Annotated in this window: 21 protein-coding genes; 14 read left to right on the plus strand and 7 right to left on the minus strand. The window is 72.1% G+C overall.

Annotation, left to right across the window (positions count from 1 at the left end):
* Both gcvP and ABD106_RS00065 read left to right on the plus strand, forming a co-directional pair.
* Positions 1-2,371 (plus strand): aminomethyl-transferring glycine dehydrogenase (gene gcvP, locus ABD106_RS00060; RefSeq protein WP_343916105.1); only part of this gene is annotated, 2,371 nt, incomplete at its 5' end.
* Positions 2,371-4,161 carry an ABC transporter substrate-binding protein gene (locus ABD106_RS00065; RefSeq protein WP_343916107.1) on the plus strand — a complete coding sequence of 597 codons (1,791 nt, stop codon included), beginning with the start codon at positions 2,371-2,373 and terminating at the stop codon, positions 4,159-4,161. The genes gcvP and ABD106_RS00065, both read left to right, overlap by 1 nt.
* A gap of 106 nt (positions 4,162-4,267) precedes the next feature.
* Here ABD106_RS00065 and ABD106_RS00070 read toward each other — a convergent pair whose 3' ends face one another.
* Entirely contained in the window at positions 4,268-5,092 is an 825-nt protein-coding gene (locus ABD106_RS00070; protein WP_425545692.1) for a CPBP family intramembrane glutamic endopeptidase, read from the minus strand.
* Between the two features lie 172 nt (positions 5,093-5,264).
* On the opposite strand from ABD106_RS00070, the gene ABD106_RS00075 reads away from it, so the two are divergent.
* From ABD106_RS00075 to ABD106_RS00085, 3 genes are all read left to right on the plus strand, one after another.
* Entirely contained in the window at positions 5,265-7,076 is a 1,812-nt protein-coding gene (locus tag ABD106_RS00075; protein ID WP_343917813.1) for an ABC transporter family substrate-binding protein, read from the plus strand.
* 145 nt (positions 7,077-7,221) lie between these two features.
* Positions 7,222-8,763 carry an ABC transporter permease gene (locus ABD106_RS00080; RefSeq protein ID WP_425545693.1) on the plus strand — a complete coding sequence of 514 codons (1,542 nt, stop codon included), beginning with the start codon at positions 7,222-7,224 and terminating at the stop codon, positions 8,761-8,763.
* Positions 8,764-8,768: 5 nt separating this feature from the next.
* Positions 8,769-9,755 carry an ABC transporter permease gene (locus tag ABD106_RS00085; RefSeq protein ID WP_343916111.1) on the plus strand — a complete coding sequence of 329 codons (987 nt, stop codon included), beginning with the start codon at positions 8,769-8,771 and terminating at the stop codon, positions 9,753-9,755.
* A gap of 2 nt (positions 9,756-9,757) precedes the next feature.
* Here the strand turns inward: ABD106_RS00085 and ABD106_RS00090 are convergent, their stop codons facing one another.
* Complete coding sequence (locus ABD106_RS00090) at positions 9,758-10,351, minus strand: PH domain-containing protein (protein WP_343916113.1); 594 nt, start codon at positions 10,349-10,351, stop codon at positions 9,758-9,760.
* 86 nt (positions 10,352-10,437) lie between these two features.
* On the opposite strand from ABD106_RS00090, the gene ABD106_RS00095 reads away from it, so the two are divergent.
* Both ABD106_RS00095 and typA read left to right on the plus strand, forming a co-directional pair.
* Positions 10,438-12,324: an ABC transporter ATP-binding protein gene (locus tag ABD106_RS00095; RefSeq protein ID WP_343916115.1), complete on the plus strand. Its 1,887-nt coding sequence runs from the start codon at positions 10,438-10,440 to the stop codon at positions 12,322-12,324.
* Between the two features lie 92 nt (positions 12,325-12,416).
* Complete coding sequence (gene typA / locus ABD106_RS00100) at positions 12,417-14,321, plus strand: translational GTPase TypA (RefSeq protein WP_343916117.1); 1,905 nt, start codon at positions 12,417-12,419, stop codon at positions 14,319-14,321.
* 58 nt (positions 14,322-14,379) lie between these two features.
* Here typA and ABD106_RS00105 read toward each other — a convergent pair whose 3' ends face one another.
* Both ABD106_RS00105 and ABD106_RS00110 read right to left on the minus strand, forming a co-directional pair.
* The gene (locus ABD106_RS00105; RefSeq protein ID WP_343916119.1) at positions 14,380-15,204 is read right to left on the minus strand and encodes an ABC transporter permease family protein; all 825 of its coding nucleotides are present in this window, start codon (positions 15,202-15,204) and stop codon (positions 14,380-14,382) included.
* Between the two features lie 25 nt (positions 15,205-15,229).
* Positions 15,230-15,967: an ABC transporter ATP-binding protein gene (locus ABD106_RS00110; protein WP_343916121.1), complete on the minus strand. Its 738-nt coding sequence runs from the start codon at positions 15,965-15,967 to the stop codon at positions 15,230-15,232.
* 111 nt (positions 15,968-16,078) lie between these two features.
* Here ABD106_RS00110 and ABD106_RS00115 point away from each other — a divergent pair, with 111 nt between their 5' ends.
* Both ABD106_RS00115 and msuE read left to right on the plus strand, forming a co-directional pair.
* Positions 16,079-16,507: a MarR family winged helix-turn-helix transcriptional regulator gene (locus ABD106_RS00115; protein ID WP_343916123.1), complete on the plus strand. Its 429-nt coding sequence runs from the start codon at positions 16,079-16,081 to the stop codon at positions 16,505-16,507.
* Between the two features lie 93 nt (positions 16,508-16,600).
* A complete protein-coding gene (gene msuE / locus ABD106_RS00120) occupies positions 16,601-17,287 on the plus strand; it encodes an FMN reductase (RefSeq protein ID WP_343916125.1) in 687 nt (228 codons plus the stop codon).
* On the opposite strand, the gene aztD is transcribed toward msuE, so the two are convergent.
* On the minus strand, positions 17,173-18,414 hold the full coding sequence (aztD, locus tag ABD106_RS00125; protein WP_343916127.1) for a zinc metallochaperone AztD: 1,242 nt from the start codon (positions 18,412-18,414) through the stop codon (positions 17,173-17,175). The two genes, msuE and aztD, sit on opposite strands and share 115 nt — an antisense overlap.
* Positions 18,415-18,504: 90 nt before the next feature.
* On the opposite strand from aztD, the gene ABD106_RS00130 reads away from it, so the two are divergent.
* The 5 genes from ABD106_RS00130 (at position 18,505) to ABD106_RS00150 (ending at position 23,894) form a co-directional block, all read left to right on the plus strand.
* Positions 18,505-19,596, plus strand: a complete 1,092-nt coding sequence (locus ABD106_RS00130; RefSeq protein WP_343916129.1) for a PIG-L family deacetylase — start codon at positions 18,505-18,507, stop codon at positions 19,594-19,596.
* Complete coding sequence (gene fdxA / locus ABD106_RS00135) at positions 19,593-19,922, plus strand: ferredoxin (protein ID WP_343916131.1); 330 nt, start codon at positions 19,593-19,595, stop codon at positions 19,920-19,922. Before ABD106_RS00130 ends, fdxA begins: the two co-directional genes overlap by 4 nt.
* Before the next feature lie 4 nt (positions 19,923-19,926).
* Positions 19,927-21,003, plus strand: coding sequence for a succinyldiaminopimelate transaminase (dapC, locus tag ABD106_RS00140; RefSeq protein WP_343916132.1), 1,077 nt, complete (start codon positions 19,927-19,929; stop codon positions 21,001-21,003).
* Between the two features lie 130 nt (positions 21,004-21,133).
* Positions 21,134-22,384: a citrate synthase gene (locus ABD106_RS00145; RefSeq protein WP_425545712.1), complete on the plus strand. Its 1,251-nt coding sequence runs from the start codon at positions 21,134-21,136 to the stop codon at positions 22,382-22,384.
* A 70-nt stretch (positions 22,385-22,454) separates the two neighbouring features.
* Positions 22,455-23,894, plus strand: a complete 1,440-nt coding sequence (locus ABD106_RS00150; RefSeq protein WP_343917815.1) for an NCS2 family permease — start codon at positions 22,455-22,457, stop codon at positions 23,892-23,894.
* A 140-nt stretch (positions 23,895-24,034) separates the two neighbouring features.
* Here ABD106_RS00150 and ABD106_RS00155 read toward each other — a convergent pair whose 3' ends face one another.
* Together ABD106_RS00155 and ABD106_RS00160 are read right to left on the minus strand one after the other, a co-directional pair.
* Positions 24,035-25,612, minus strand: coding sequence for a hypothetical protein (locus tag ABD106_RS00155; protein WP_343916135.1), 1,578 nt, complete (start codon positions 25,610-25,612; stop codon positions 24,035-24,037).
* Complete coding sequence (locus tag ABD106_RS00160) at positions 25,588-26,439, minus strand: ABC transporter ATP-binding protein (protein ID WP_425545694.1); 852 nt, start codon at positions 26,437-26,439, stop codon at positions 25,588-25,590. Before ABD106_RS00160 ends, ABD106_RS00155 begins: the two co-directional genes overlap by 25 nt.
* Positions 26,440-26,505: the final 66 nt, after the last annotated feature.

The following is a 26,505-nucleotide window of genomic DNA, read 5'->3' on the forward strand; positions in this document are numbered from 1 at the left end:
CGACCTGCTGCCGCAGTCGAAGGCGCTGCTGCGCCACCGCGCGCACGCGACCGGCATCGAGCTCGTGGAGCTGCCGCTCGCCGACCTCGCCCCGGCCGACCTGCCCGAGTCGTTCGGCGTCATCGCCCAGCTGCCCGGCGCATCCGGCCGCGTGTGGGACGCGAGCGGCATCTTCGACGCGTCGACCCGCATGGGCGGCGTGCCCGTCGCTGCCGCCGACCTGCTCTCGCTCGCGCTCATCGAGGCACCCGGGCAGCAGGGCGCCCGCATCGCGGTCGGCTCGTCGCAGCGCTTCGGCGTGCCGATGGGCTTCGGCGGACCTCACGCAGGCTTCATGGCCGTCGCCGACTCGCTCACCCGGCAGCTGCCGGGTCGCCTCGTGGGCGTCTCGGTCGACGCCGACGGCTACCCCGCCTACCGGCTCACGCTGCAGACGCGCGAGCAGCACATCCGCCGCGAGAAGGCGACGAGCAACATCTGCACCGCGCAGGTGCTGCTCGCCGTGATGGCGTCGATGTATGGCGTCTACCACGGCGCCGAGGGCATCACGGCGATCGCCGACGGCGTCCACGGCGTCGCGACGCGCTTCGCGCGGGCGGCGCGCGACGCGGGCGTCGAGCTCGTGCACGACGCGTTCTTCGACACGGTGCGGATCCGCGTCCCCGGCCGGGCCGCGCAGCTCCAGACGACCGCGGCCGACGCGGGGGTGCTCGTGCACCGCGTCGACGACGACACCCTGCACGTGAGCTTCGACGAGACGTGGATCGAGGACGTCGACGCGTTCCGGCTGCTGCTCGAGGCGCTCGAGATCTCGGAGGCGCCGAGCACCGACCTGGGCGGCGGCAGCGCCATCCCCGCCTCGCTCGAGCGCCGGAGCGCGTTCATGCAGCACGAGGTGTTCCGCACCCACCGCTCGGAGACGCAGCTCATGCGCTACGCGAAGATGCTCTCCGACCGCGACTACGCGCTCGACCGCGGCATGATCCCGCTCGGCTCGTGCACGATGAAGCTCAACGCCGCCGCCGAGATGGAGGCCATCACCTGGCCCGAGTTCTCGCAGCTGCACCCGTACGGTCCGCTCGAGGACGCCGAGGGCACGCTCGCGCTCATCGACCAGCTGAGCGACTGGCTCGCGCGCATCACCGGCTACGACACCGTCTCGCTGCAGCCGAACGCGGGCGCGCAGGGCGAGCTCGCGGGGCTCATGGCGATCCGCGGCTACCACCGCTCGCGCGGCGAGGAGCACCGCGACGTCGTGCTCATCCCGGCGTCGGCGCACGGCACGAACGCGGCGTCGGCCGTGCTCGCCGGCTGCCGCGTCGTCGTGGTCGCGACCGGTGCCACGGGCGACGTCGACATCGCCGACCTCGAGGCGAAGATCGGCACCCACGCGGGCGACCTCGCGGCGCTCATGATCACGTACCCGTCGACGCACGGCGTCTACGAGTCGGGCATCCGTCGCATCACCGAGCTCGTGCACGCCGCCGGCGGCCAGGTGTACATCGACGGCGCGAACCTCAACGCCCTGCTCGGCCACGCGACCTTCGGCGACATGGGCGGCGACGTCTCGCACCTCAACCTGCACAAGACGTTCTGCATCCCGCACGGCGGCGGCGGCCCCGGCGTGGGCCCCGTGGCGGCCAAGGCGCACCTCGCGCCGTTCCTGCCGCGCGACCCGCGCGAGGAGGGCGAGCTCGTCGACGGCCTGCTCGTCGGCGCGAACCCGATCTCGGCGGCGCCGTGGGGCTCGGCCTCGATCCTGCCGATCTCGTGGGCGTACGTGCGCATGATGGGCCTCGACGGACTGACGAAGGCAACGGCGAGCGCGGTGCTCGCGGCGAACTACGTCGCCGCGCGCCTGCGCGAGCACTTCCCGGTGCTCTACAGCGGTGCCAATGACGCCGGCGAGCACGGCCTCGTCGCGCACGAGGTCATCCTGGACCTGCGTCCGCTCAAGGAGGCGACCGGCGTCACGAACGACGACGTCGCGAAGCGGCTCGTCGACTACGGCTTCCACGCCCCGACGATGTCGTTCCCGGTCGCGGGCACGCTCATGGTCGAGCCGACCGAGTCGGAGGACCTCGCCGAGATCGACCGCTTCATCGACGCGATGATCGCGATCAAGGGCGAGGCCGACGCCGTCGGTCGCGGCGAGGTGCCGCTCGCCGAGAGCGCGCTGCGCCGGGCGCCGCACACCGCGGGATCGATCGTGCACGGCGAGTGGGAGCGGCCGTACTCGCGCGAGCACGCCGTGTTCCCGGTGCCGGGGGTCGAGCGCGCCAAGTACTGGCCGCCGGTCGCCCGCGTCGACCAGGCCTACGGCGATCGCAACATCGTCTGCAGCTGCCCGCCCGTGGAGGCGTTCGCCTGATGCCGGCACCGGCACGTCCTGCGGTGCGCCGCGCCCTGCTGGCGACAGCGGGCGCGGCAGCCGCGGCGATGCTGCTGGCAGCGTGCGGCCCGCAGGTCGAGCCGCGCGTGGAGCCCGGCTCGAGCGTCGAGGTTGCGTGGTCGGGCGAGCTGACCTCCGCGAACGCCGCGAGCGTCGCGGGGCGCACGCCCGGCAACCTCGACGTCGCCGCGATGACCCGCGCGGCCTTCGCGACCGTCGGGGCCGACGGCGAGGTGCGCGAGGACCCGTCGTTCGGCACCGCCTCGATCGTCGCCGACAGCCCCCTGACCGTGCGCTACGACCTCGCCGACGGCATCCGCTGGTCCGACGGCGTGCCGATCGACGCGGCCGACCTCATGCTCGCGTGGGCGGCCGCGTCGAACGCGCTCTCGACGCCCGACCTCGAGCTCGACGAGCTGCGCGGCGCCGACGGCGCGCTCGAGCTGCCCGAGGCGACCGTGTGGTTCGACACGGCCTCGCCCGGCGGGCTCGCGCGGGCGACGGAGGTGCCGCTGCGCGACGACTGGGCGCGGTCGATCGATGTGCGCTTCGCGCAGCCCGTGCCGGACTGGCGCACGGCGCTCGACGTCGCCGTGCCGGCGCACGTGCTCGGCGAGCGGGTCTTCGGCGTCAGCGACCCCATGGAGGCGAAGCAGCGCGTGCTCGACGCCATCGACCGCGCCGATCCGCTCGCGCTCTCCACGCTCGCGGCGGCCTGGAGCACCGAGCTGCGGGTCGATGCCGCCGCGCTCGACGATGCCGCGCGCATCTCGAGCGGTCCCTACCGGCTCGAGTCGGTGCAGGGCGGCCGCGTCGAGCTCGTCGCGAACGACGCGTACGTGGGCGCGCAGCTGCCGCAGGTCGAGCGGATCGCGCTCGCCTCGACGGCCGACGACGCCGCGGCGCTCACGGGCCTGACGGCCGGCGAGCTCGACGTCGCGACCATCCGCCCCACCGACGCCGACCGGTCGGCGATCCGCGACCTCGACCGCGACGACGCGACGCTCTCGACGGCGGGCGACGGCACCCGCTGGGAGCTCGTGCTGCGCGCCGACCGCGCCCCGCTGCAGCCGGTCGAGGCGCGCCGCTCGTTCCTGCACGCGATCGATCGCCGCGGCATCGCCGAGGCGGCGCTCGGGGAGGCAGCTGCCGACGCGACGAGCGTCGATGCCGTGCTCTTCCGCCCCGGCACCCGCGTCTACGAGTACGCGCTCGAGGATGCCGGCTTCCCGCAGGCCTTCGGCGGCGCCGACGAGGAGCTCGCCGCCGCAGAGCGCGACGCGCTCGGGATCGCGGCGGGCACCGAGCTGTGCGTGCGGTACGACCGCGCGGATGCCTTCGCCGCGGCCGCGATCCCGGCCATGGCAGCGCAGGCCGCGCTCGCCGGCTGGGGCGTGCGCGACTGCGGCGTCGACGACCTCGACGAGGGGCTCGCGCAGGACGACTGGCACGCCGTGCTGCGGCTCGTGCCGGCGCCCGCCGATGCGGCGCAGGTCGCGGAGCGCTGGCGCGCGGGCGGGCTGACCGCCGTGTCCAACCCCGCGCGCGAGACGCTGCTCGACGAGGCGCTCGCGACGGCCGAGCAGGATGCGCTCGAGCAGACGCTGCTCGAGATCGAGGCGTCGCTCGTGGCCGACGCGGTCGTGCTGCCGATCCTCGAGCCCGAGCAGCTGACGATCAGCGCCGCGGGCGTCCAGGGCGTCTCGCCCCGGCCCGGCCACGCATCCCTCACCTGGAACGCGTGGGAGTGGGCCGTCGAGACCCCCTGACCCCCCGCCCGACCCTGGGTGGTCACGACACGCCGCGCGGGCGCCGCGGGGTGGTCACGACACGCCGTCTCGCCCGACCCGGTGACGGCGTGTCGTGACCACCCGGCTAGCCGAAGAGCTGCGGGAAGGTCGCGTAGGCCCAGGGGTAGCCGACGAAGACGGCGACGTCGATGAGGGTGTGCGCGACGACGAGCGGCACGAGCCTGCCGGTGCGCGCGTAGAGCCAGCCGAACAGCACGCCCATCGCGACGTTGCCGAACAGCGCCGGCACGCCCTGGTAGAGGTGGTAGACGCCGCGCAGCAGGGCCGCCGCCAGGATGATCGGCCACATGCCCCAGCCGAGCCGCTTCAGCCGCTCGAAGACGTAGCCGATCACGATCACCTCCTCGGTGAGGCCGGCCCGCAGCGCCGAGAGCAGCAGCACGGGCACCGTGAACCAGTGGGCGTCCAGCGGCGAGGGCACGACGTCGACCGTGAGGCCGAGCTGCCGGCCGACGAAGTACAGCGCGATGCCGGGGATGCCGATGACCGCGACGAGCGCGACCCCCGAGAGCACGTCGCGCACGGGCCGCGCCGCGTCGATCCCGAGCGCCCCGAGGTGCGGCCGCCGCGACCGCCACAGCAGCCAGCACACGAGCGCGACCGGCACCAGATCGAGGAAGATCCCCGTCAGCTGGTAGAGCAGGTCGAGCCACGCGCGGTCCGACCGCGCCGGGTTGAGCGCGACCTGCTGCTCGCCGATGGGCGCCGCCCGGGTGTTGAGGTCGACGAACTGCAGCACCGACCACAGCGCGCTCGCGCCGAGCGACAGCAGCAGCACGATCGCGAGCTCTGCGACGAGGCGCCGCTGCGACGGCACGGGGGCGGCCCCTGCGGGCGGCAGCGGATGCGCCCCGGGCACGGGCGGGGGAGCGGGCAGGGGCGGATGCACGCACCCACGGTACGGGCCCGAGGCCGTGGGACGTGTTGGCACCAACTTGGTAACGATCGTGTTGCCCGGCGCGCCCGTCTGGAGGCCCGTGCATACACTCTGGGTATCCAACGAGCAGTGCGGCTCATGCGGCCGCGTGCTCACCTTGCACAGGAGGAAATCAGTGACAGACATGAACAGGCGTCGCGGTCGCGCGCTCGCCGGGCTGGCCATCGGCACTGCCGCTATGGTCGCGCTCGCGGGCTGCACCACGTCCACGCCGGCCCCCTCGGAGTCGGGCTCCGCCGCACCCGGTGCGGGCACCGGCGGCACGATCAGCGTCGCGCAGACCAACGCTGTGACCGCCCTCACCTCGGCGACCCCGGACACCAACCTCAACACCAACGGCATGGTCGACTACCTGACCGGCAACGCGACGGGCCCCGGCTCGTTCCTCTACGTCGACAGCGAGTTCAACGTCGTGCCCGACGAGACGAACGGCACGATCGAGCTCGTCAGCGAAGAGCCGCTGGTCGTCCAGTACACCCTCGACCCCGAGGCTGTCTGGTCCGACGGCACGCCGATGACGACGACCGACATGCTCCTGGCATGGGCGATCGGCTCCGGCTGGTTCGACGACGCGACGCTCGACGAGGAGACGGGTGAGGTCACGCAGGGCAACCAGTACTTCCAGCTCGCTGGATCGACTGCAGGCCTCGACACGACCGAGTTCCCCGAGATCGACGCGGAGGCTGGCACGCTCACGCTGACCTACGGCGAGCCGTACGTCGACTGGAACCTCGTCAACCTGATCGGCAAGCCCGCGCACGTGTTCGCCGAGGCCGCTGGCTTCGCCGACACCGACGAGCTCGCCACCTTCCTCGAGGAGACGCCCGCCGGTGACCCGGCAGCGCCCGCAGCCGCGAACGAGCAGCTCTCGGCCATGGCCGAGCTGTGGAACACCGGCTACAACATCACCGCGATGCCCGAGGACGAGAACCTCCTCGTCTCGGCCGGCATGTGGGTCGTCAAGGACTTCCAGGCCGACGACGGTGGCTTCATCTCCTTCGAGCCGAACCCCGAGTGGCGCGGCGAGATGAGCCCGTCCTTCGACGAGCTGATCATCCGCTTCATCGGTGACCCGAACGCGCAGATCACGGCCCTCCAGAACGGCGAGGTCGACATCATCGAGCCGCAGCCGTCCGCTGACACGATCGCGGCGATCGAGGCCTTCGGCGGCACCCTCATCCAGGGTCCGCAGCTGTCCTACGACCACCTCGACCTGACGATGGACTCCGAGGTCTTCTCCGACCCCGTCGTCCGTGAGGCCTTCCTCAAGACGATCCCGCGCCAGGCCATCCTGGAGTCGATCATCACGCCCATCCAGCCCGACGCCGAGGTCCTCAACTCGCAGCAGTTCGTCCAGAACCAGCCGCAGTACGAGGACGCGGTCGCGGCCAACGGCTACGCCGACTTCGCCGAGCCCGACATCGAGGGCGCTCGCGAGCTCCTCGCCGGTGCCACGCCGACGGTCAGCATCCTCTACAACACGAACAACCCGAACCGCGTGGACTCGTTCCAGCTCATCCAGGCGAGCGCGCAGGAGGCCGGCTTCGTGATCGAGGACGCCGGTTCGCCTGACTGGTCGAGCCTGCTGGGCAGCGGCACCTACGACGCGTCCATCTTCGGCTGGATCTCGCCCGGTGTCGGCTACGCGAGCCTGCCGCAGATCTGGCAGACCGGTGGCGGTGGCAACTACAACGGCTACTCCAACGCCGAGGTCGACGCCCTCGCCGACGAGTCGCAGGTCACCATCGGTGACGAGGAGCGACTGACCGAGATCCAGATCGAGATCGACCGCCTGAGCCGCGAGGACTTCTACGGCCTCCCGCTCTTCCAGGTCCCCGGCCTGGTGGCGACCAACGGCACCGTCGACGGCGTCGTGTACAACGGCGGCCAGACCGGCGCCATCTGGAACACGTGGGAGTGGACGCCCGTCAGCTAGTCTGACGGTCACCAACTCGATGTGAGTTCGACCCGGCCGTGATTGCCGGGACCTCGGTCCCGGCAATCACGGCCATCCCATGTCCGTCCCTCGACCGCGCAGCCACAAGCCACGCGATCTCCGATCGATCGGAGCTGTCCGAGCCGTGCTCAGCTTTGTCGTGAGGCGCATCATCGCCTCCATCCTCACTCTTCTCGTGGCCTCGTTCCTCATGTACGTGCTCGCCGCGAACTCGGGCAACCCGCTCGAAGACCTCCAAGCCTCCAACGCGCCGAACGCGCAGCAGCTGATCGGCGCGCGCATCCAGCGCCTCAGCCTCGACGTGCCGCCGCCGCTGCGCTGGTTCGGCTGGCTCGCCGGTGCCGCCGGCTGCCTCGTGCCGTTCGGCACGTGCGACCTGGGCGTCGACCTCAACTTCACCCCCGTGACCCAGCTGCTGCCGGGCGCCATCTCCTCGACGGTGAGGCTCGTGGCGGCGTCGACGATCCTCGCGATCCTGCTCGGCGTGATCACGGGCATCGTCTCGGCGCTGCGGCAGTACTCGGCGTTCGACCTCGTGATGACGTTCGTGAGCTTCTTCCTGTACTCGCTGCCGTCGTTCCTCGTCGCGGTGCTCCTCAAGGAGTTCATCGCGATCGACTTCAACAACTGGCTCTCGAGCGGCGACTCGAGCTTCGGCATCGTGCCGACGGTCGTCATCGCGCTCGTGCTCGCGTTCATCCTGCAGGCGATCGTCGCCGGCTCGATGCGCAACCGGCTCATCACCTTCGGGGTGTCGGCCGCTGCCACCGTCGCCGTGCTCGTCTACATGGACGCGTCGAACTGGTTCCAGATGCCGGGCCTCGGCGCGGTCGGCCTCTTCCTGCTGATCGGCGGCGTCGTCTTCGGCATCGTCGCGCTGCTGGCCGGCTTCAGCCACAAGCGCGCGCTGCTCGGTGCCGTCATCGCGGGCGTCCTCGCCTACGTGTCGTACTTCCTGCTGCAGCCGCTGTTCGCGATCTCGACGATCTGGACGGTCATGATCCTCGTGCTCGCCGTGCTCGCGGTGTGCTTCGTGGTGGGCTGGCTCATCGGCGGACCGGACCGCAGCCTCGTGATCCGCGTGTCGATGCTCGTCGGCTTCATCGCCTTCCTGCTCGTCGTCGCCGACCGCTTCCTGCAGGCATGGCCGGGCTACATCTCGCACCCGCGAATCAACAACCGTCCGATCGCGACGGTCGGCGAGGCGACGGTCGGGCTGCAGGGCGACATGTGGTTCATGGGGCTGGATGCGTTCACGCACTTCCTGCTGCCGACCATCTCGCTCACGCTCATCTCGTTCGCCGGGTACACGCGCTACGCGCGCGCCGGCATGCTCGAGGTGCTCAACCAGGACTACATCCGCACCGCGCGCGCGAAGGGCCTGTCGGAGCGCACGGTCGTCACGCGCCACGCGTTCCGCAACATGCTCATCCCGATCACGACGATCGTCGCGGCCGACATCGGCGCGCTGCTCGGCGGTGCGATCATCACCGAGCAGGTCTTCGCGATCAGCGGCATGGGCTCGCTCTTCGCGAGATCGCTCGGACCGGTCGACGTGAACCCGATCATGGGCTACTTCCTGGTGATCGGCATCACGGCGATCCTGTTCAACTTCATCGCAGACCTGAGCTACGCGCTCCTCGACCCGAGAGTGAGGGTGAAGTGACGACCGTGGCACCCGACAACGGCAAGACCCAAGAGCACACCGTCGGCCAGAGCCAGAGCCGCGTCATCCTGAACCGCTTCGTGCGGAACAAGACGGCCATGGTCTCGCTCGTGCTGCTGCTGCTCACCTTCGTGTTCTCGGTCTCGGCGATCGGGCTCGGCCCGATCCCCGGCTGGTGGAAGTACGACTACGTGACGCCGGGCGCGCCCTTCGACAACGGCCGGCCCACACTGTCGCTCATCCCCGGTGAGGGCTTCGGCCTGGGCGAGCACCCGTTCGGCCAGAACCGCATCGGCGTCGACTACTTCGCGATGACGATGCGGGGCGTGCAGAACTCGTTCCTCGTCATCATCCTGCTCGCGGGCGTCGCGACGACGCTCGGCACGGTCGTCGGCGCGCTCGCCGGCTACTACCGCGGCTGGATCGACGCGATCCTCATGCGCATCACCGACGTCTTCATCGTCATCCCCGCGATCGTCGTCGGCGCCGTGGTGGGCCGCATGACGGGCGGGCTCGGCGTGCAGTTCCTGGCCATCACGCTCGGCCTCGTCACGTGGATGGGCATCGCGCGACTCGTGCGCGCGGAGTTCCTGTCGCTGCGCGAGCGCGAGTTCGTCGAGGCCGCTCGCGTCGCGGGCGCGTCGGACATGCGCATCATCTTCAAGCACATCCTGCCGAACGCGATCGGCGTCGTCATCGTGGCGGCGTCGCTCATCGCGGCGGCGGCGATCCTGCTCGAGACGGCGCTCAGCTTCCTCGGCTACGGCATCCGCGCACCCGAGTCGTCGCTCGGCCTGCTCGTGTCGCAGAACCAGTCGGCCTTCGCCACCCGGCCGTGGCTCTTCTGGTTCCCGGCCGCGTTCATCGTGCTGCCCGCGCTCATGATCAACTTCGTCGGCGACGGCCTGCGTGACGCGTTCGACCCGCGCCAGAAGCGCTTCTCGGTGCGTCGCACCAAGGAGCTGCCCGAGGGTGCGGAGCAGCGCCAGTGACGCTAGACGAGCAGCGGCACGGTCGACGCGAGCACGGGACCGAGCACGAGGGCGGCAGCGCGCGCCCAGTGCACGGTGACGGGCACCGCGATCGCGTCCGCGTCGGCGCTCCGGTCGGCGCGCTCCGCCCAGCGCCTGCGCACGAGCGCGGCGGCGTCGCCGGACTCCGTGCCGGGAAGGTCGCCGACGCGCACGCCCGTGTCGAGCGGGCTGCGGGGGGCGCTGCGGTCCTCGTCGCGCGAGCGACGAGCGGCGCGGCGCGCGGCGAGCGCGCCGGGCTGCGGCGCGACCCACACGGGCCAGCTGCGACCCGGCGTGAAGAGCGTCAGCGCGTACTTCGTGTCGACGTGGATGAGCGCATCCCACACGACCTCGATCGTGCGGAGCGGGTTCCGGATGCGCGACGCGCGGTCGTCGACGACGAGCGCGGGCGCCCACAGGAACACCAGCACCGCGTAGCCGAGCCACAGGGCGACGATCGCCGCGGCCACCGCGCCGCGCGGCTCGGACTGCAGCACGAGCAGCCCGCCGATCGCCGCGATGAGCGCCCAGCACGCGATCGCCGCACCGCGGTTCACGCGAGAATGGATGGTCACCGTATGCAGATCGTCGTTCGCCACAGCTTCATCGTCGCAGGCGCCTCGTCGCGCGACGACTCCGACACCCCGCTGCAGGAGGCGGCATGACAACCCACACCAGCACTGACAGCCCCGCCCTGCAGATCACCGGCCTCAGCGTCGACTTCGCCGTCGACGGCTACTGGGTGCCCGCCGCTCGAGAGGTCTCGTACGAGATCGGCAAGGGCGAGGTCGTCGCCGTCGTCGGCGAGTCCGGCTCCGGCAAGAGCGTCTCGTCGATGGCGATCCTCGACCTGCTGCCCAAGAACGCCCGGGTGCGCGGCTCGATCAAGCTCGACGGCCAGGAGCTCATCGGCATCACCCCGGCAGAGATGCGAGAGGTGCGCGGCAACCGCGTCTCGGCGATCTTCCAGGAGCCGATGACGGCGCTCAACCCGGTCTTCACCGTGGGCTTCCAGATCATGGAGGCGCTGCGCATCCACCGCAGCATGTCGCCGAGCGACGCGAAGGCGCGCGCGCTCGAGATGCTCGACCTCGTCGAGCTGCCAGACGCGATGAAGGCGTTCAAGTCGTACCCGCACCAGCTCTCGGGCGGGCAGCGGCAGCGCGCGATGATCGCGCAGTCGCTCGCGCTCGACCCCGAGCTGCTCATCGCCGACGAGCCCACCACGGCGCTCGACGTCACGGTGCAGGCCGAGATCCTCGAGCTCATGCGCGACCTCAAGGACCGCCTCGGTTCGGCCGTGCTGCTCATCACGCACGACATGGGCGTGGTCGCCGACCTCGCCGACTGGGTCGTCGTCATGGAGCAGGGCCGCATCGTCGAGCAGGGCCCGGTGCGCGAGATCTTCGCAGCGCCCAAGGCCGCCTACACGCAGATGCTGCTCGCCGCCGTGCCGCGGCTCGGCCAGGGCAGCGGCGAGGGCGAGGCGATCGACCTCACGGCGTCGCTCGCGCTCGTCTCGAACGAGGAGGTCGTCGACGAGGAGCTCGCGCAGCGGGTCGAGGCGAACGCCCGTGCCGCGCAGCAGGCGAAGCAGGCGCAGGCCGCCGTGTCGAAGGCACCGCCCGTGCTCGTGCTCGAGGACGTCGCGATCGAGTACGGCAAGAAGGGCAAGCTCGGCACCTTCCGGGCGGTCGACGGCGTCTCGCTCGAGATCCACGCGGGGGAGGTGCTCGGCCTCGTCGGCGAGTCGGGCTCCGGCAAGTCGACGATCGGTCGCGCGGCCATCGGCCTGCAGCCGATCGCCGAGGGCCGGCTCGAGGTCGCCGGCGTCGACATCTCGAACATCGACCGGAAGATCGCGCGCAGCCTCAACCGCAAGGTCGGCATCGTCTTCCAGGACCCGTCGTCGTCGCTCAACCCGCGACTGCCGATCGGCGAGTCGATCGGCGAGCCGATGTACCTCGCGAAGATCCACCGGGGCAAGGCGCTCGACAAGCGCGTCGAGGAGCTGCTCGACGCGGTGCGCCTGCCGCAGGCGTACCGCAACCGCTTCCCGCACGAGCTCTCGGGTGGCCAGAAGCAGCGCGTCGGCATCGCTCGCGCGCTCTCGATGAGCCCCGAGCTGCTCGTCGCCGACGAGCCGACGAGCGCGCTCGACGTCTCGGTGCAGGCGACCGTGCTCGAGCTGCTCAAGGAGCTGCAGCGCGAGCAGGGCTTCGCGTGCCTCTTCATCAGCCACGACCTCGCGGTCGTCGACCTGATGAGCGACCGCATCGCGGTCATGCACCACGGCAAGATCGTGGAGCAGGGCACGCGCGACGCGATCCTGCGGGCGCCCGAGCAGCCGTACACGCAGCGGCTCATCGCCGCGATCCCGGTGCCCGACCCCGACCAGCAGGCCATCCGCCGCGGCCTGCGGCAGCAGGTGCTGCTGCAGACGGCGCAGGAGTCGCCCGAGACCGACGTCCCCGCCGCGGCGGACCCGGATGCCCTCGTCGAGGAGCGCAAGGACGTGCAGGCCGTCGAGGACGAGCGCAACATCTGACGCAGCACCCTCTCGACACGACGGCCGCGGTCGCCCGCTACACTGGGCGCCGCGGCCGTTCGTCGCGCAATCCCCCATTGGAAGGCACCTGCATGCCGATCGCCACGCGATCAGACCTCCGCAACGTGGCGATCGTCGCCCACGTCGACCACGGAAAGACCACCCTCGTCGACGCGATGCTGACGCAGACCGGTTCGTTCGGTGCGCACGACACGCACGACGAGCGGGCGATGGACTCGAACGAGCTCGAGCGCGAGAAGGGCATCACGATCCTCGCCAAGAACACGGCGATCCGGTACGAGGGCGCGCACGCGACCGACGGTCCGGTGACGATCAACGTCATCGACACCCCCGGTCACGCCGACTTCGGCGGCGAGGTCGAGCGCGGCCTGTCGATGGTCGACGGCGTCGTGCTGCTCGTCGACGCGTCCGAGGGCCCGCTGCCGCAGACGCGCTTCGTGCTCCGCAAGGCGCTCGAGGCGAAGCTCCCCGTCATCCTGCTGGTCAACAAGACCGACCGGCCCGACGCCCGCATCGACGACGTCGTGAGCGAGAGCCAGGACCTGCTCCTCGGCCTCGCCTCCGACCTCGCGGACGACGTGCCCGACCTCGACCTCGACGCCGTGCTCGACGTGCCCGTCGTCTACGCGTCCGGCAAGGCCGGCCGCGCGTCGACGAGCAAGCCCGACAACGGCTCGCTGCCCGACAGCGACGACCTCGAGCCGCTCTTCGAGGCGATCCTGCGGCACATCCCGATGCCGACGTACGACGACGAGGCGCCGCTGCAGGCGCACGTGACGAACCTCGACGCATCCCCGTTCCTCGGCCGCATCGCGCTGCTGCGCGTCAAGGCCGGCATCATCCGCAAGGGCCAGACGGTCGCGTGGGTGCGGCACGACGGCGAGGTGCAGAACGTGCGCATCACCGAGCTGCTCGAGACCAAGGCGCTCGACCGCGTGCCGGCCGAGAGTGCGGGCCCCGGCGACATCATCGCGGTCGCGGGCATCCCCGACATCACGATCGGCGAGACGCTCGCCGACCCCGACGACGTGCGGCCGCTGCCGACCATCACGGTCGACGAGCCTGCCATCTCGATGACGATCGGCACGAACACGTCGCCGCTCGCGGGCAAGATCAAGGGCTCGAAGCTCACCGGCCGCATGGTGAAGGACCGCCTCGACCGCGAGCTCATCGGCAACGTGTCGCTGCGCGTCGTCGACATCGGCCGCCCCGACGCGTGGGAGGTGCAGGGCCGCGGCGAGCTCGCGCTCGCCATCCTCGTCGAGCAGATGCGACGCGAGGGCTTCGAGCTCACCGTCGGCAAGCCGCAGGTCGTCACGCGCAGGATCGACGGCGTGCTGCACGAGCCGTTCGAGCACCTCACGGTCGACGTGCCCGAGGAGTACCTCGGCGCGGTGACGCAGCTGCTCGCCGCCCGCAAGGGCGTCATGGACGGCATGCAGAACCACGGCACCGGCTGGGTGCGCATGGAGTTCGTCGTGCCGAGCCGCGGCCTCATCGGCTTCCGCACGGAGTTCATGACCATCACGCGCGGCACCGGCATCGCGAACGCGATCGCGCACGGCACGCGCCCCTGGGCCGGTGCCATCACGACGCGCAACAACGGCGCGCTCGTCGCCGACCGTACGGGCGTCGCGACGCCGTTCGCCATCATGGCGCTGCAGGACCGGGGCGTGTTCTTCGTGCAGCCCGGTGACGACGTCTACGAGGGCATGGTGGTGGGCGAGAACGCTCGCGCCGACGACATGGACGTCAACATCACCAAGGAGAAGAAGCTCAACAACATCCGGTCGTCGACCGGTGAGGAGCTCGAGCGCCTGACGCCGCCGCGGCAGCTGTCGCTCGAGGAGAGCCTCGAGTGGGCGCGCGACGACGAGTGCGTCGAGGTGACGCCGCACAACGTGCGCATCCGCAAGGTGAACCTCGACGCGGTCACCCGCGGCCGCGAGGCGAGCCGCCTGAAGAAGCAGGGCTGACGCGCCGGACGGCCCCTCCCGCCTCGAGCGGGAGGGGCCGTCCGCGTACCCGCGCCGCTCAGGCGTCGCTGCGCGCGAAGCGCACGGCCGCTGCCGACGCCGCGGCCGCAGTCCAGGCGAGCAGGCCGAGCACGCTCGGCAGCAGGGTCGCCCACGCGCCGTCCTCGACGGGCACGAACAGCCGGGCGCCGAGCGCCGTCGGGAGCAGCGTGGCGAGCCTCGCGCCGATGACGGGCACGAGCTGCACGATGCCCGGCAGGACGAGCAGCAGCACGAGCACCGCGCCGACGGCAGCCGCGCTGCTGCGGAACAGGAACGCGACCGCGGTCGAGATCGCGCCGACGAGCGCGAGGTAGAGCGCGCCGCCGAGCACGACCTGCACGACGACCGGCCCGAGCGCGGTCGGCGCGACGCCTAGCGCTCGGAACGCCGGCTCTGCGATGCCGAACGACGCGAGCCCGGTCGTCAGCCCGAGGGCGAACGAGAGCGCGGTCGAGGCGATGAGCTTCGCGCCGAGCACGAGCGATCGGCGGGGGACCGCCGACAGCGTCGCGGCGATGAGGCCCGTGCCGCGCTCGCTGCTCACGACGAGGGCGCCGAGCACCCCGACGAGCGCAGGCGCGAACAGCATCGCGAAGCCGATCGCGCCGAGCGTCGGCACCGGTCCGAACGTCTCGGCGACGAGCCGGTCGACGTCGACGCCCGGTTCGGTCTCGGCCGAGAAGAGCCCCACGGCCATGAGGCCGGTGAAGCCCGCCGAGAGCACGACGGCGAGGATGGCCGCCCAGCGCGTCGAGCGGATGCTGCCGAGCTTGATGCGCTCGGCGCGCAGCACGTCGCCGAGTCGGGTGCGCCGGGGGATCCCGGCGGTCAGGGCGGTCATGGCTTCCTTCTCTCTCGAGCGCCGGTCACGCGGCCGGCAGCGCGCCGGCCTGGTACTCGACGGCGCGGTGTGTAAGTGCGAGGTACGCGTCCTCGAGGGTGTCGACCCGGGTCTGCGCGAGCAGGTCGGCGAGCGACCCCTCGGCGAGCAGGCGGCCGCGGCCGAGGATGACGATCCGGTCGGCGGTGTGCTCCATCTCGCTCATGAGGTGCGAGGAGAGGAGCACCGTGCGGCCCTCGGCGGCGAGCTCGCGCAGCAGCTGCCGCACCCAGATGACGCCGTCGGGGTCGAGGCCGTTGATCGGCTCGTCGAGGATGAGCGCGCGCGGGTCGCCGAGCAGCGCGCCGGCGATGCCGAGGCGCTGCGCCATGCCGAGCGAGTACGTGCCCGCGCGCCGCTTCGCGACGCTCCCGATGCCGGTGAGCTCGATGACCTCGCGCACGCGGCGGTCGTCGATGCCGTTGGTCGCCGCGAGCGCTCGCAGGTGGTCGAGCGCGCTGCGCCCGGGGTGGACGCTGCGCGCGTCGAGCAGGACGCCGAGCGACCGCATCCCCGACGCATGCTGCGCGATGGGAGCGCCGTCGACGCGCGTCTCGCCGCGGTCGGGTCGGACGAGCCCGGCGATCGCGCGGAGCGTCGTCGTCTTGCCCGATCCGTTGGGTCCGAGGAAGCCGGTGACGACTCCCGGGGGCGCCGTGAACGACAGGTCGTCCACGGCGGTGGTCTCACCGAATCGCTTGGTGAGGTGCTGCACTTCGATCATTGCGTGCTCCTGGTGCTGCTCAGTGAAGATGCGTGCGTCCGCACCTTCTTTCGTGTGCGTGTGCACGTTACTACTTAGGTGCGTCTGCACGCAATGGGGTATCGTGCGGCCATGAGCTCGGAGACGGATCGCGCCTGGGAGGCGCTCATGCGCGTGCACGCGAAGCTCGTGCCGCGCTTCGATCGCGAGATGCAGGCGGCGACGGGGCTGCCCCTCACGTGGTACGACGTGCTGCTCGAGCTCCACACGGCCGGCTCGCGCCTCACGATGTCGGAGCTCGCAGGTCGGGTCGTGCTGAGCCGCACCCGGGTGAGCAGGCTCGTCGAGGAGCTCGTGCGCGCGGGCCTCGTCGCGCGCGAGCCGAACCCCGACGACGGCCGCAGCTCGTTCGCCGTGCTCACCGACGAGGGTCGCCGCCGCCTGCGCGAGGCCGCGCCGATCTACGTCGGCGCGATCGACCGCGATGTCGGCACGCCCGTCACCGCCGCGCAGCTGCGGCAGGTCGCCGAGACGCTCGAAGCCATCCTCGCGGCGGACTGAGAGCGCCCGCGCTGTCGTGCCGCGCCGTCATCCCGCGCCGTCACGCCGCGTCACATCCGTGCGCGCGCGTGGGGCGGCCCGTAGCGTCGAGGCATGGTCGGAGCAGGGGAGTCGCGTCTGCGGATCGTCGCGGTGAGCGGCAGCCTGCATCGCCCGTCGTCGACGACCGCGCTCGTCGGGGCGCTCGCCGCCGCGGTGGCCGAGCGCGTCGACGCGGAGGTGCGCCTCCTCGAGCTCGCGCACCTGGGCCCGCTGCTCGGCGGCGTGCTGTCGCGCGAGGCGCTGCCGGCCGAGGCGGAGGAGGCGCTCGTCGCGATCGAGGGGGCCGACCTGCTCGTCGTCGGCAGTCCCGTCTACCGCGCGAGCTTCACCGGCCTGTTCAAGCACCTGTTCGACTTCGTGGGGCAGCACGCGCTCGTCGACACCCCGGTGCTGCTCGCGGCGACGGGTGGCTCGCACCGGCACGCGCTCACGATCGAGCACCAGCTGCGGCCGCTCTTCGCCTTCTTCCAGGCGCTCACGCTGCCGGTCGGCGTCTACGCCGCGAGCGAGGAGTTCGAGGACGGCCGCGTGCGCTGCCCGGAGGTGCTCGACCGCATCGAGGCGGCGGCGGTCCGCGCGCTGCCATACCTGGGCATGGTGCGCGCGCGGCCCGCCGCCGGGCGTCAGCGCGCGGCGGTCAGCTCGTTGGGCGCGCCGTCGAGCGTCGTCTCGGCGGTCACCGCGAGCGAGTGGGCATCGAGCGCGAGCACCCGCTGGGTCGCGGGGTCGGTCACGTAGAGCGTGTGGTCTGACGCGACGAGCGTCGGGCGGGGCTGCTGCCAGTCGAGCGGCTCCTCCCAGGGCTCGACGACCTGCACGCGCTGCGTCACGGCACCCGTCGCCGGGTCGATGACGTGCACGGCGCCGTCGGTGCCCAGCACGAGGGCCTCGCCGTGCGGACCGCGGGCGAGCGAGCGGAAGCTGTAGCTCGTGCCGAGCTCGACGAGCCGCAGCTCGGCCGTGGCGGTGTCGATGAGCGAGACGCGCGTGGGCCGCTCGAGCTCGGCATCGCGCTCGCCCTTGTAGTCGCCGAGCACGACGGTCGAGTCGCCGTGGCCTCGCACGTTGCCGATGCGGCCGTAGGCGTCGGGTGCCGCGATGTGCGTGAACGCGCCGTCCTGCAGCACCACGACGCCGTCCTCGCAGCCGAGCAGCACGGCGTCGTCGGCCGCGACCGCCTCGCCGTGCACGCCCGGGCACGCGTCCGTGCGCGCGAGCTCGTCGCCCGCGCCCGAGCGCAGCACGACGGTCGAGCGGGCCTCCTCCGTGCCCTCGGTCGTGACGAGGCCGCCGGTCTCGAGCCGCACCGCGACGCCGTGGTGCGCATCCGGCACGCTCGTCTCGCGCCGCTGCTCGGCGCCGTCGAGCAGCGAGTCGGAGTCGAACGTCACGATCTCGCCCGTGCCGTCGTCGAACAGTGCGGTCGTGCCGGCATGGACGGTGACGTGACCGGGGTGCTCGGCGGGGAACGCGATGTCGCCGAGCGTCGGCTCGACGGCGTGGAAGTGCTCGTGGTCGCCGTGGGCGGCGATCTCGACGCCCGTGTCGAGCACGCGGAACCCTCCGGGCGCGGTGACGAGGATCGAGCGGTCGTCGCCGGCCGCGTGCAGCCGGAGGAAGCCGTCGAGCTCGAGCTCGGAGACCGGCTCGAGGCTCGCGGCGTCGAGCACGGCGATGCCGCCGGGCACGGTGACGGCGATGCGGCTCGCGGCGACCTCGACCGACGCCGGCGCCTCGCCCTGCGTCGGCGCGGGCGACGGGTCGGGGGTCGACGGTGCGGAGGGGGCTGCGGCGCAGGACGCGAGGAGGGCGATGGACAGGGGGACCGAGGCGAGCGTCAGGGCTCGGCGTTGGGTGGTGCTCATGCCGTCAACCTAGCGGAATGAAAATCATTCTCAAACTGGACCGTGCCGTCGCGTCATCGACGAGCGGCGCGCGGTGGTTGGATGGGGGGAATGGACCCCCGCCTCGAGCGCGTGCTCTTCGTGCACGCGCACCCCGACGACGAGACGCTCTCGACCGGCGCTGCGATCGCCGCTGTCGCCGCCGGTGGCGGCGATGCCGTCGTCGTCACCTTCACGCTCGGCGAGCGCGGCGAGGTGCGCGAGGAGCGGCTCGCCGACGTCGAGCAAGTGGGGGTCGGCGAGGTGCGCCGCGCCGAGCTCGAGGGAGCGCTGCGCGCGCTCGGCGCACGCGGGCGCCGCATCCACGGCTGGGACGACTCCGGCATGGCGTGGCACGAGAACGGCGTGGCGGGCGCCGCACCCGATGCGCCGCCCACGTCGATGAGCAAGGCCGACCCCGACGACCTCGCGGATGCGCTCAGCACCGTCATCGAGGAGGTCGACCCGACGTCGATCGTCACGTACGACGCCGACGGCGGCTACGGGCACCCGGACCACGTGGCCGCGCACCGCGCATCCGTCATCGCCGCGCGCCGCTACGACCTCCCGCTCTACGTGCGCTCCAAGCGTGCGGGCGATGCCGCGTTCGCGCTCGAGCCCGTGCGCGACCGGGTGCTCGCGGCGCTCGGCGCCCACCGCTCGCAGCTCGTCGTCGAGGACGGCGACGTGCTGCACGTCGGGGGTCAGCGCCGCCCGCTCGACGAGGTGGAGCACTACACGCTCATCGAGACGCGGCCGCGCCGCCGCATCCGCTGGGGCCTCCGCATCGGCACGCTGCTCGCCGGCATCGTCGTCGGCGCGGTCGGCACGTTCTCGCACCAGCAGGTGCCGTGGGGCATCGCGCTCTCGCTGCTCGCGGCGACGGGCCTCATCGTGGGCGTGCGCGCCGCGTCGGGCTCGCGGCAGCTGACGCTCGCGGCGGTGCTCGGGATCATCGGGGTCATCGCGCTCGTCGCGATCGACCCGCTCGGCCGGGGCGCGTTCGGCACGGAGCGCGCGCTCGTGCCGGCGAACCTGCCCGGCTGGCTGTGGACGCTCGTGCCGGCCGCGGTGTCGTTCGTCGCGCTGGCGTGGCCGGACGCGGAGGCGATGCGGCGGATTAGGATGGCTTCGAAGACCGCCACGGAAGGGGACCGGAGATGACGTATGTGATCGCGCTCCCGTGCGTCGACCTCAAGGACCGCGCGTGCGTGGACGAGTGCCCGGTCGACTGCATCTACGAGGGCCAGCGGATGCTCTACATCCACCCCGACGAGTGCGTGGACTGCGGCGCGTGCGAGCCCGTCTGCCCCGTCGAGGCCATCTTCTACGAGGACGACACGCCGGAGGAGTGGGCCGAGTACTACGAGGCCAACGTGCACTTCTTCGACGAGATCGGCTCGCCCGGCGGCGCCGCGAAGGTCGGCGTGCTGCAGTTCGACCACCCGATCGTGGCCGCGCTGCCCCCGCAGGCGCAGACCGCGCCGTAGTCGCGTGGCACTGCTGCCCGACTTCCCCTGGGACACGCTCGCCGGGGCCAAGGGCCGCGCCGCGCAGCACCCGGACGGCCTCATCGACCTGAGCGTCGGCTCGCCCGTCGACCCCACCCCCGAGCTGCTGCAGCAGGCACTGCGCGAGGCGACCGACGCGCACGCCTACCCGACGAACTGGGGGACCCCGGCGGCACGGCACGCGATCGTCGACTGGTTCGCGCGCGTGCGCGGCGTGCCGGGGCTCGACGAGCGGGGCGTGCTCGTGACGATCGGCTCGAAGGAGCTCGTCGCCGGGCTCCCGCTGCAGCTCGGCCTCGGGGCGGGCGACGCGGTCGTGCACCCGTCGGTCGCCTACCCGACCTACGACATCGGCGCCCGCATGGCGGGCGCGACGCCCGTGCGCGCCGACGACCCCGACGACTGGCCGGCGACGACGCGGCTCGTCTGGCTCAACTCGCCGTCGAACCCGACCGGCGACGTGCTCGGGGTGGATGCGCTGCGCCGCGTCGTGCGCGCCGCCCGCGAGCGGGGGATCGTCGTCGCGAGCGACGAGTGCTACGCGCTGCTGCCGTGGACGGTCGACGAGGCGCCCTCGGTCCTCGACCCGCGCGTGACGGACGGCGACCTCTCGGGGCTCGTCGCCGTCTACTCGCTCAGCAAGCAGTCGAACCTCGCCGGCTACCGGGCTGCGTTCATCGCGGGCGACGTCGACGTCGTCCAGCGCGTGCTCGCCGTGCGCAAGCACCTCGGGCTCATGGCGCCGAGCCCCGTGCAGCACGCCCTCGCCGTCGCGCTCCGCGACGCGAACCACGTCGACGAGCAGCGGGAGCGCTACCGAGCCCGCAGGGCGCGGCTGCTGCCCGCGCTCGAGGCGCGCGGCTTCGACGTGCGCTCCGACGCGGGCCTCTACCTCTGGGCGACGGACGGCACCGACGCGCTCGCGCAGGTCGACGCGCTCGCGGCGCTCGGCATCCTCGCGGCGCCCGGCAGCTTCTACGGCGACGCGACGCGCGTGCGCGTCGCGCTCACCGCATCCGACGACGACATCGCACGGGCTGCGGCGCGCCTGCGAGCGTGACCGGCTCGCGCGTGCGAAGGGCCGTGGCAGAGCGTCCGCCGACGATCGGTAGGCTGTCCTGGTGACGACAGAGGACACCGCTACGCAGCCCGCCGCTTCCGTCGAGGAGCGGGCTCCCCGCACCGTGACCCTGCAGCATGACGGCCGCTCGACAGAGCTCGACGTGCTGGAGGCCTCGGACGGCCGCTCCGCCATCGATGTGTCGAAGCTCACGCGCGACACGGGGCTCACCGCCCTCGACTACGGCTTCGTCAACACCTCGGCGACGCGCAGCGCGATCACGTACATCGACGGCGACGCCGGCATCCTGCGCTACCGCGGCTACCCCATCGAGGAGCTCGCCGAGCAGAAGACCTTCCTCGACGTCGCGCACCTGCTCATCCACGGCGAGCTGCCGAACGAGGACGAGCTCGCCGCCTTCGACCACAGCGTGCGCCGCCACACGCTGCTGCACGAGGACCTTCGCCGCTTCTTCGACGCGCTGCCGCGCGACGCGCACCCGATGAGCGCCCTCTCGAGCGCCGTGAGCGCCCTCTCGACCTACTACGAGCACGACCACGACCCGCGCGACCCCGAGAAGGTCGACAAGCAGACCATCCGGCTGCTCGCGAAGATGCCCGTGATCGCCGCGTACGCGCACAAGAAGTCGATCGGCCAGGCGTTCCTCTACCCCGACAACTCGCTCTCGTTCGTCGAGAACTACCTCAAGCTCAACTTCGGCATCCAGGCCGAGGAGTACGTGCAGAACCCGGTGATGGTGCGCGCGCTCGAGCGCCTGCTCATCCTGCACGCCGACCACGAGCAGAACGCGTCGACCTCGACCGTGCGGCTCGTCGGCTCCACCGACGCCAACCTGTTCGCGTCGGTCTCCGCAGGCATCCACGCGCTGTCCGGCCCACTGCACGGCGGGGCGAACGAGGCCGTCCTCTCGATGCTGCGCGGCATCCGCGACTCGGGCGAGGGCGTCGAGCGCTTCGTCGAGCGCGTGAAGCGCAAGGAGCAGGGCGTGAAGCTCATGGGCTTCGGGCACCGCGTCTACAAGAACTACGACCCGCGCGCGAAGCTCGTGAAGGCATCCGCCGAGGAGGTGCTCGCGCAGCTCGGCGTGCGCGACCCGCTGCTCGACATCGCGCAGGAGCTCGAGCAGGTCGCGCTCGCCGACGACTACTTCCGCGAGCGCAAGCTCTACCCGAACGTCGACTTCTACACCGGCGTGATCTACAAGGCGATGGGCTTCCCCGAGCGGATGTTCACGGTGCTGTTCGCGATCGGCCGGCTGCCCGGCTGGATCGCGCACTGGCGCGAGATGATGCTCGACCCGCAGACGAAGATCGGCCGCCCGCAGCAGCTGTACGTCGGCCCGGTCGAGCGCCACATCTGAGCCGCCGGCTCTCCACCCCTCACCCCGCCGCCTGCGCGGCCACCATCCTGGAGCAACCGTGACCCGCACCATGCAGGCGAAGCCGACGGGCGCCGTCGACCGCTTCTTCAAGATCAGCGAGCGCGGCTCGAGCGTCTCGCAGGAGGTGCGCGGCGGCCTCGTCACGTTCTTCGCGATGGCGTACATCATCGTGCTGAACCCGCTCATCATCGGCGGCTTCTCGCCCGAGCAGGCCGCGACCGACGTCGAGGGCGGTTGGCTGCCCAACGACCAGGTGGCGGCCGTCACGGCCCTCGTCGGCGGTCTCATGACGCTCGCGATGGGCCTCATCGCGAACGTGCCGTTCGGGCTCGCCGCGGGGCTCGGCATCAACTCGTTCCTCGCGTTCGGCCTCGTCGGCGAGCTCACGTGGCCCGAGGCGATGGGGCTCGTGCTCATCAACGGCGTCATCATCGTCGTGCTCGCCGCCACGGGCCTGCGCCGCATGATCTTCGACGCGGTGCCGCCCGCGCTCAAGAGCGCGATCGCCGTCGGCATCGGCCTCTTCATCGCGTTCATCGGATTCGTCGACTCCGGCTTCGTGCGCTCGACCGGCACCGCGTCGCCGCCCGTGCAGCTCGGCGACGGCGGCTCGATCACGTCGCTGCCGACGGCCGTCTTCGTCATCGGCGTCGTGCTCATGGGCGTCCTGCTCGCGCTCCGCGTCAAGGGCGCGCTGCTCATCGGCATCGTCGTCACGACGGTGATCGCGATCATCCTCGAGTCGATCTTCAAGGTCGGCCCCTCGCTCGGGCAGAACCTCGACGCGTGGAACCTCAATGCGCCCGCGCTGCCCACGAGCATCGTCGCGCTGCCCGACCTCTCGCTCGTCGGCCAGGTCTCGTTCGGGTCGTTCGAGCGCATCGGCGTGCTCGCCACGACGATGTTCATCTTCACGCTCGTGTTCATGAACTTCTTCGACGCGATGGGCACGATGACCGGGCTCGCGCGCCAGGCGGGCCTGTCGACGCCCGACGGCCAGTTCCCGGGCCTCAAGCGCGCCCTCATCGTCGAGGGCTTCGGCGCCGTCGCGGGCGGCGGCGCGAGCGCCTCGTCGAACACCGTGTTCGTCGACTCCGCAGCGGGCGTCGGCGAGGGTGCCCGCACGGGCCTCGCGTCGGTCGTCACCGGCCTGCTGTTCCTCGCGGCGATGTTCCTCACGCCGCTCACGCAGATCGTGCCGCTCGAGGTGGCCGCGGCGACGCTCGTCGTCGTCGGCGCGATGATGATGGCGCAGATCGCCGACATCGACTTCACCGACTTCCGCGTCGCGCTGCCCGCGTTCCTCACGATCGTCGTGATGCCGCTCACGTACAACATCGCGAACGGCATCGGCGTCGGCTTCGTCGCCTGGGTCGTCGTCAACGCGGTCTCGGGGCGCGCGAAGCAGATCTCTCCGCTGCTGTGGGTCGTCGCGGCGCTCTTCGTCGTCTTCTTCGTGCGCGGTCCGCTGCAGGCGCTCATCGGCTGAGCCAGGCCGCAGGACCGGGCACACATCCATCCCGGCATCCTTCGCCCCGGGCTGCTGCCCGTCACAGCGGGAGGCGATCGCACGGCCAGAGGCGCGCATCGCCTCGGCCTGGGACGGCGCACGCCCCGACCCGACGATCCCTAGATCGCCCGCGACACCTGCGCGAGCAGCTCGGGGCCCCGACGGTCGAGCGCGGCGCCGCCGAAGCGGATGCCGAGCCACACCGAGATGCCGCCGAGCAACAGCGAGACCGCGAGGCTCAGCCAGCTGAGCCACGGGATCCAGTAGGCAGCGATGGCGAGCCCCACGTACGGCGCCCCGACGATCGCGAGCAGCGGGAACGCGAGCGCGAGGCCCGCGAGCGACTGCACGCCGCCCGACGAGCCGCGACCGAGCGGGTTGGCGCCCGGCGGGGGTGCCTCGCCCGGCAGGTAGGCGGCGAGCCACAGCAGCGCACCGCTCAGCAGCGCGAAGGTTCCGACGCCGAGGCCGATGCTCGCGGGCAGCAGCTCCCACCGTCCGGCCGCCGCGGTGGAGAGGAAGGCCGTCAGCACGATGACGGGCACGTAGACGATGCCGATCCCGAGCAGCCGCCCGGCACGGTCCTGCGCGCCGCGCACGCCGGCGAGCAGGTGCCAGGAGAAGGCGCTCGCGTCGTACGCGGTGTCGATCTGCACGACGCTCCCGGCGATCATCGCCATGAGCATCGGCACGAAGACGAGCGGCTCGCGCGGCATGTCGTCGCCGACGAGCTGCACGCCCGCGATCACGGCGGGCAGCATGAGCACGGCGATCACGTTGAGCAGGTGGCGCACGTCGCGGCGGCGGTAGCGGATGCTCCTGGCCGCGATCGCGCCGACCGGCGTCGCGGGGAGCAGGCGGTCGAGCATGCGGCCCTCGCGCACGCGGCCGCCGCCGCGCAGCACGATCGGGTTGGTCAGGCGCTCCTCGAGCAGCCGGCCCCAGCCCCACCAGGCGATCGCGATGGTCGCGAGGGCGATCGCGAGCTTCGCCGCGGCCTCGAGCCACGCGCCGGAGGCGACGGCGTGGGGGAGCGCGAACGCCGCGCCGATCGGCGTCCACCCGATGATCTCGGCGGCCGTGACGATGGCCGCGCCGAGGTCGCCGAGCGCGCGCACGCCGACGGCGATGCTCTGCATCGCGAAGGTGAAGCCGACGATCGCGACGAGCAGCAGGATCGCCATCGCGTCGCGCGCCCGCTTGCTCGCGAGCTGGCGAGCGAGCAGGTCGGCCGTCACTCGCGCGACGAGCAGCACGGTCGCGACGGCGATCGGGAGCGCGACGATCGCGGTGATGAGCGCCGGCGCCGAGGTCGACCAGACGATGAGCAGCGTCGCGAAGGCGAGCACCGGCACGATGCCCCAGACATCGAGCAGCTGCGCGGCGAGCAGACCGCGGCGCAGCTGCCGCGGCCGCACGGGCAGCAGGCTGAACCGCTCCGCCGCGAGCGGGTCGCTCGTGCCGATGAGCACGGAGATCGCCGCGAGGCCGACGACGAGGCCCGCGCCGACGAGCACCGCGGCAGGACCGCCGAGCTCGGGCGCGAGCGCGCGCAGGGCGATCGCGCCGACCGCCGTCATGCCGAGCAGCGACAATCCGCCGAGCACGCTCACGACGAGCGCGACGATGGCCCAGGGGCTGCGCCGCAGGGTGCCGAGCAGCAGCCGGTACCTCAGCGCGATGAAGTGCGCAGCCACGCGAGCCCCTCCGTCCCGCTCGGGCGCTGCCCGACCATCTGCACGAAGCGCTCCTGCAGGCTCGCGCCGCCGCGCACCTCGTCGAGCGTGCCGGTCGCGATCAGTCGGCCGTCGGCGACGACCGCGACGTGGTCGCACAGCGACTCCACGAGCTCCATGACGTGGCTCGAGAGCACGACGGTGCCGCCCGAGGCGACGAAGCCGCGCAGGATCGCGCGGATCGCCTCGCCCGAGACGGGGTCGACGGCCTCGAAGGGCTCGTCGAGCACGAGCAGCCGAGGGGCGTGGATGAGCGCGCACGCGAGCGCGATCTTCTTGCGCATGCCCGCGGAGTAGTCGGCGACGACCGTGCCGGCGGTGTCGGCGAGCCCGAGCGCATCCATGAGCTCCGCCGACCGCGAGACGACGTCCGCCTCCGGCATCGAGCGCAGCAGGCCGTTGTAGCGCAGCAGCTCGGCGCCCGTGAGGCGGTCGAACAGGTGCACGCCGTCGGGCAGCACGCCCGTGATGGCCTTCGCGCCCGCCGGGTCGCGCCACACGTCGTGGCCGAGCACCGCGGCGGTGCCGTGATCGGGCCGCAGGAGCCCCGTCGCCATCGAGAGCGTCGTCGTCTTGCCCGCGCCGTTCGGGCCGACGAGGCCGAACATCGAGCCCTGCGGCACGACGAGGCTCAAGCCGTCGACCGCGACCTTCTGCCCGAAGCGCTTCGCGAGCTGCACGAGCTGCAGGGCCGGCGTCGCGCTCGGGGCGGCCGGCGCGGGACCGGGCATCGTGGAGGGCATCGGCGGGGGTGTCGGGGCAGGCTGGGCGGCGGACTCGAAGGTCATGGCAACAGCCTGTCAGCGACGGCTGGACGACGCATCCGCCGCGGGAATGACCGCTGCCTCCGCCGC

The sequence above is a fragment of the Agrococcus citreus genome (assembly GCF_039527715.1).
GTDB lineage: Bacteria > Actinomycetota > Actinomycetes > Actinomycetales > Microbacteriaceae > Agrococcus > Agrococcus citreus.

Bases quoted from the DNA above. Each gene is read 5' to 3' on its own strand.
- ABD106_RS00065 (WP_343916107.1), top strand. From the start codon at position 2,371: ATGCCGGCACCGGCACGTCCTGCGGTGCGCCGCGCCCTGCTGGCGACA.
- ABD106_RS00075 (WP_343917813.1), top strand. From the start codon at position 5,265: ATGAACAGGCGTCGCGGTCGCGCGCTCGCCGGGCTGGCCATCGGCACT.
- ABD106_RS00095 (WP_343916115.1), top strand. From the start codon at position 10,438: ATGACAACCCACACCAGCACTGACAGCCCCGCCCTGCAGATCACCGGC.
- typA (WP_343916117.1), top strand. From the start codon at position 12,417: ATGCCGATCGCCACGCGATCAGACCTCCGCAACGTGGCGATCGTCGCC.
- ABD106_RS00105 (WP_343916119.1), bottom strand. From the start codon at position 15,204: ATGACCGCCCTGACCGCCGGGATCCCCCGGCGCACCCGACTCGGCGAC.
- ABD106_RS00110 (WP_343916121.1), bottom strand. From the start codon at position 15,967: ATGATCGAAGTGCAGCACCTCACCAAGCGATTCGGTGAGACCACCGCC.
- ABD106_RS00115 (WP_343916123.1), top strand. From the start codon at position 16,079: ATGAGCTCGGAGACGGATCGCGCCTGGGAGGCGCTCATGCGCGTGCAC.
- msuE (WP_343916125.1), top strand. From the start codon at position 16,601: ATGGTCGGAGCAGGGGAGTCGCGTCTGCGGATCGTCGCGGTGAGCGGC.
- aztD (WP_343916127.1), bottom strand. From the start codon at position 18,414: ATGAGCACCACCCAACGCCGAGCCCTGACGCTCGCCTCGGTCCCCCTG.
- ABD106_RS00130 (WP_343916129.1), top strand. From the start codon at position 18,505: ATGGACCCCCGCCTCGAGCGCGTGCTCTTCGTGCACGCGCACCCCGAC.
- fdxA (WP_343916131.1), top strand. From the start codon at position 19,593: ATGACGTATGTGATCGCGCTCCCGTGCGTCGACCTCAAGGACCGCGCG.
- ABD106_RS00150 (WP_343917815.1), top strand. From the start codon at position 22,455: ATGCAGGCGAAGCCGACGGGCGCCGTCGACCGCTTCTTCAAGATCAGC.
- ABD106_RS00160 (WP_425545694.1), bottom strand. From the start codon at position 26,439: ATGACCTTCGAGTCCGCCGCCCAGCCTGCCCCGACACCCCCGCCGATG.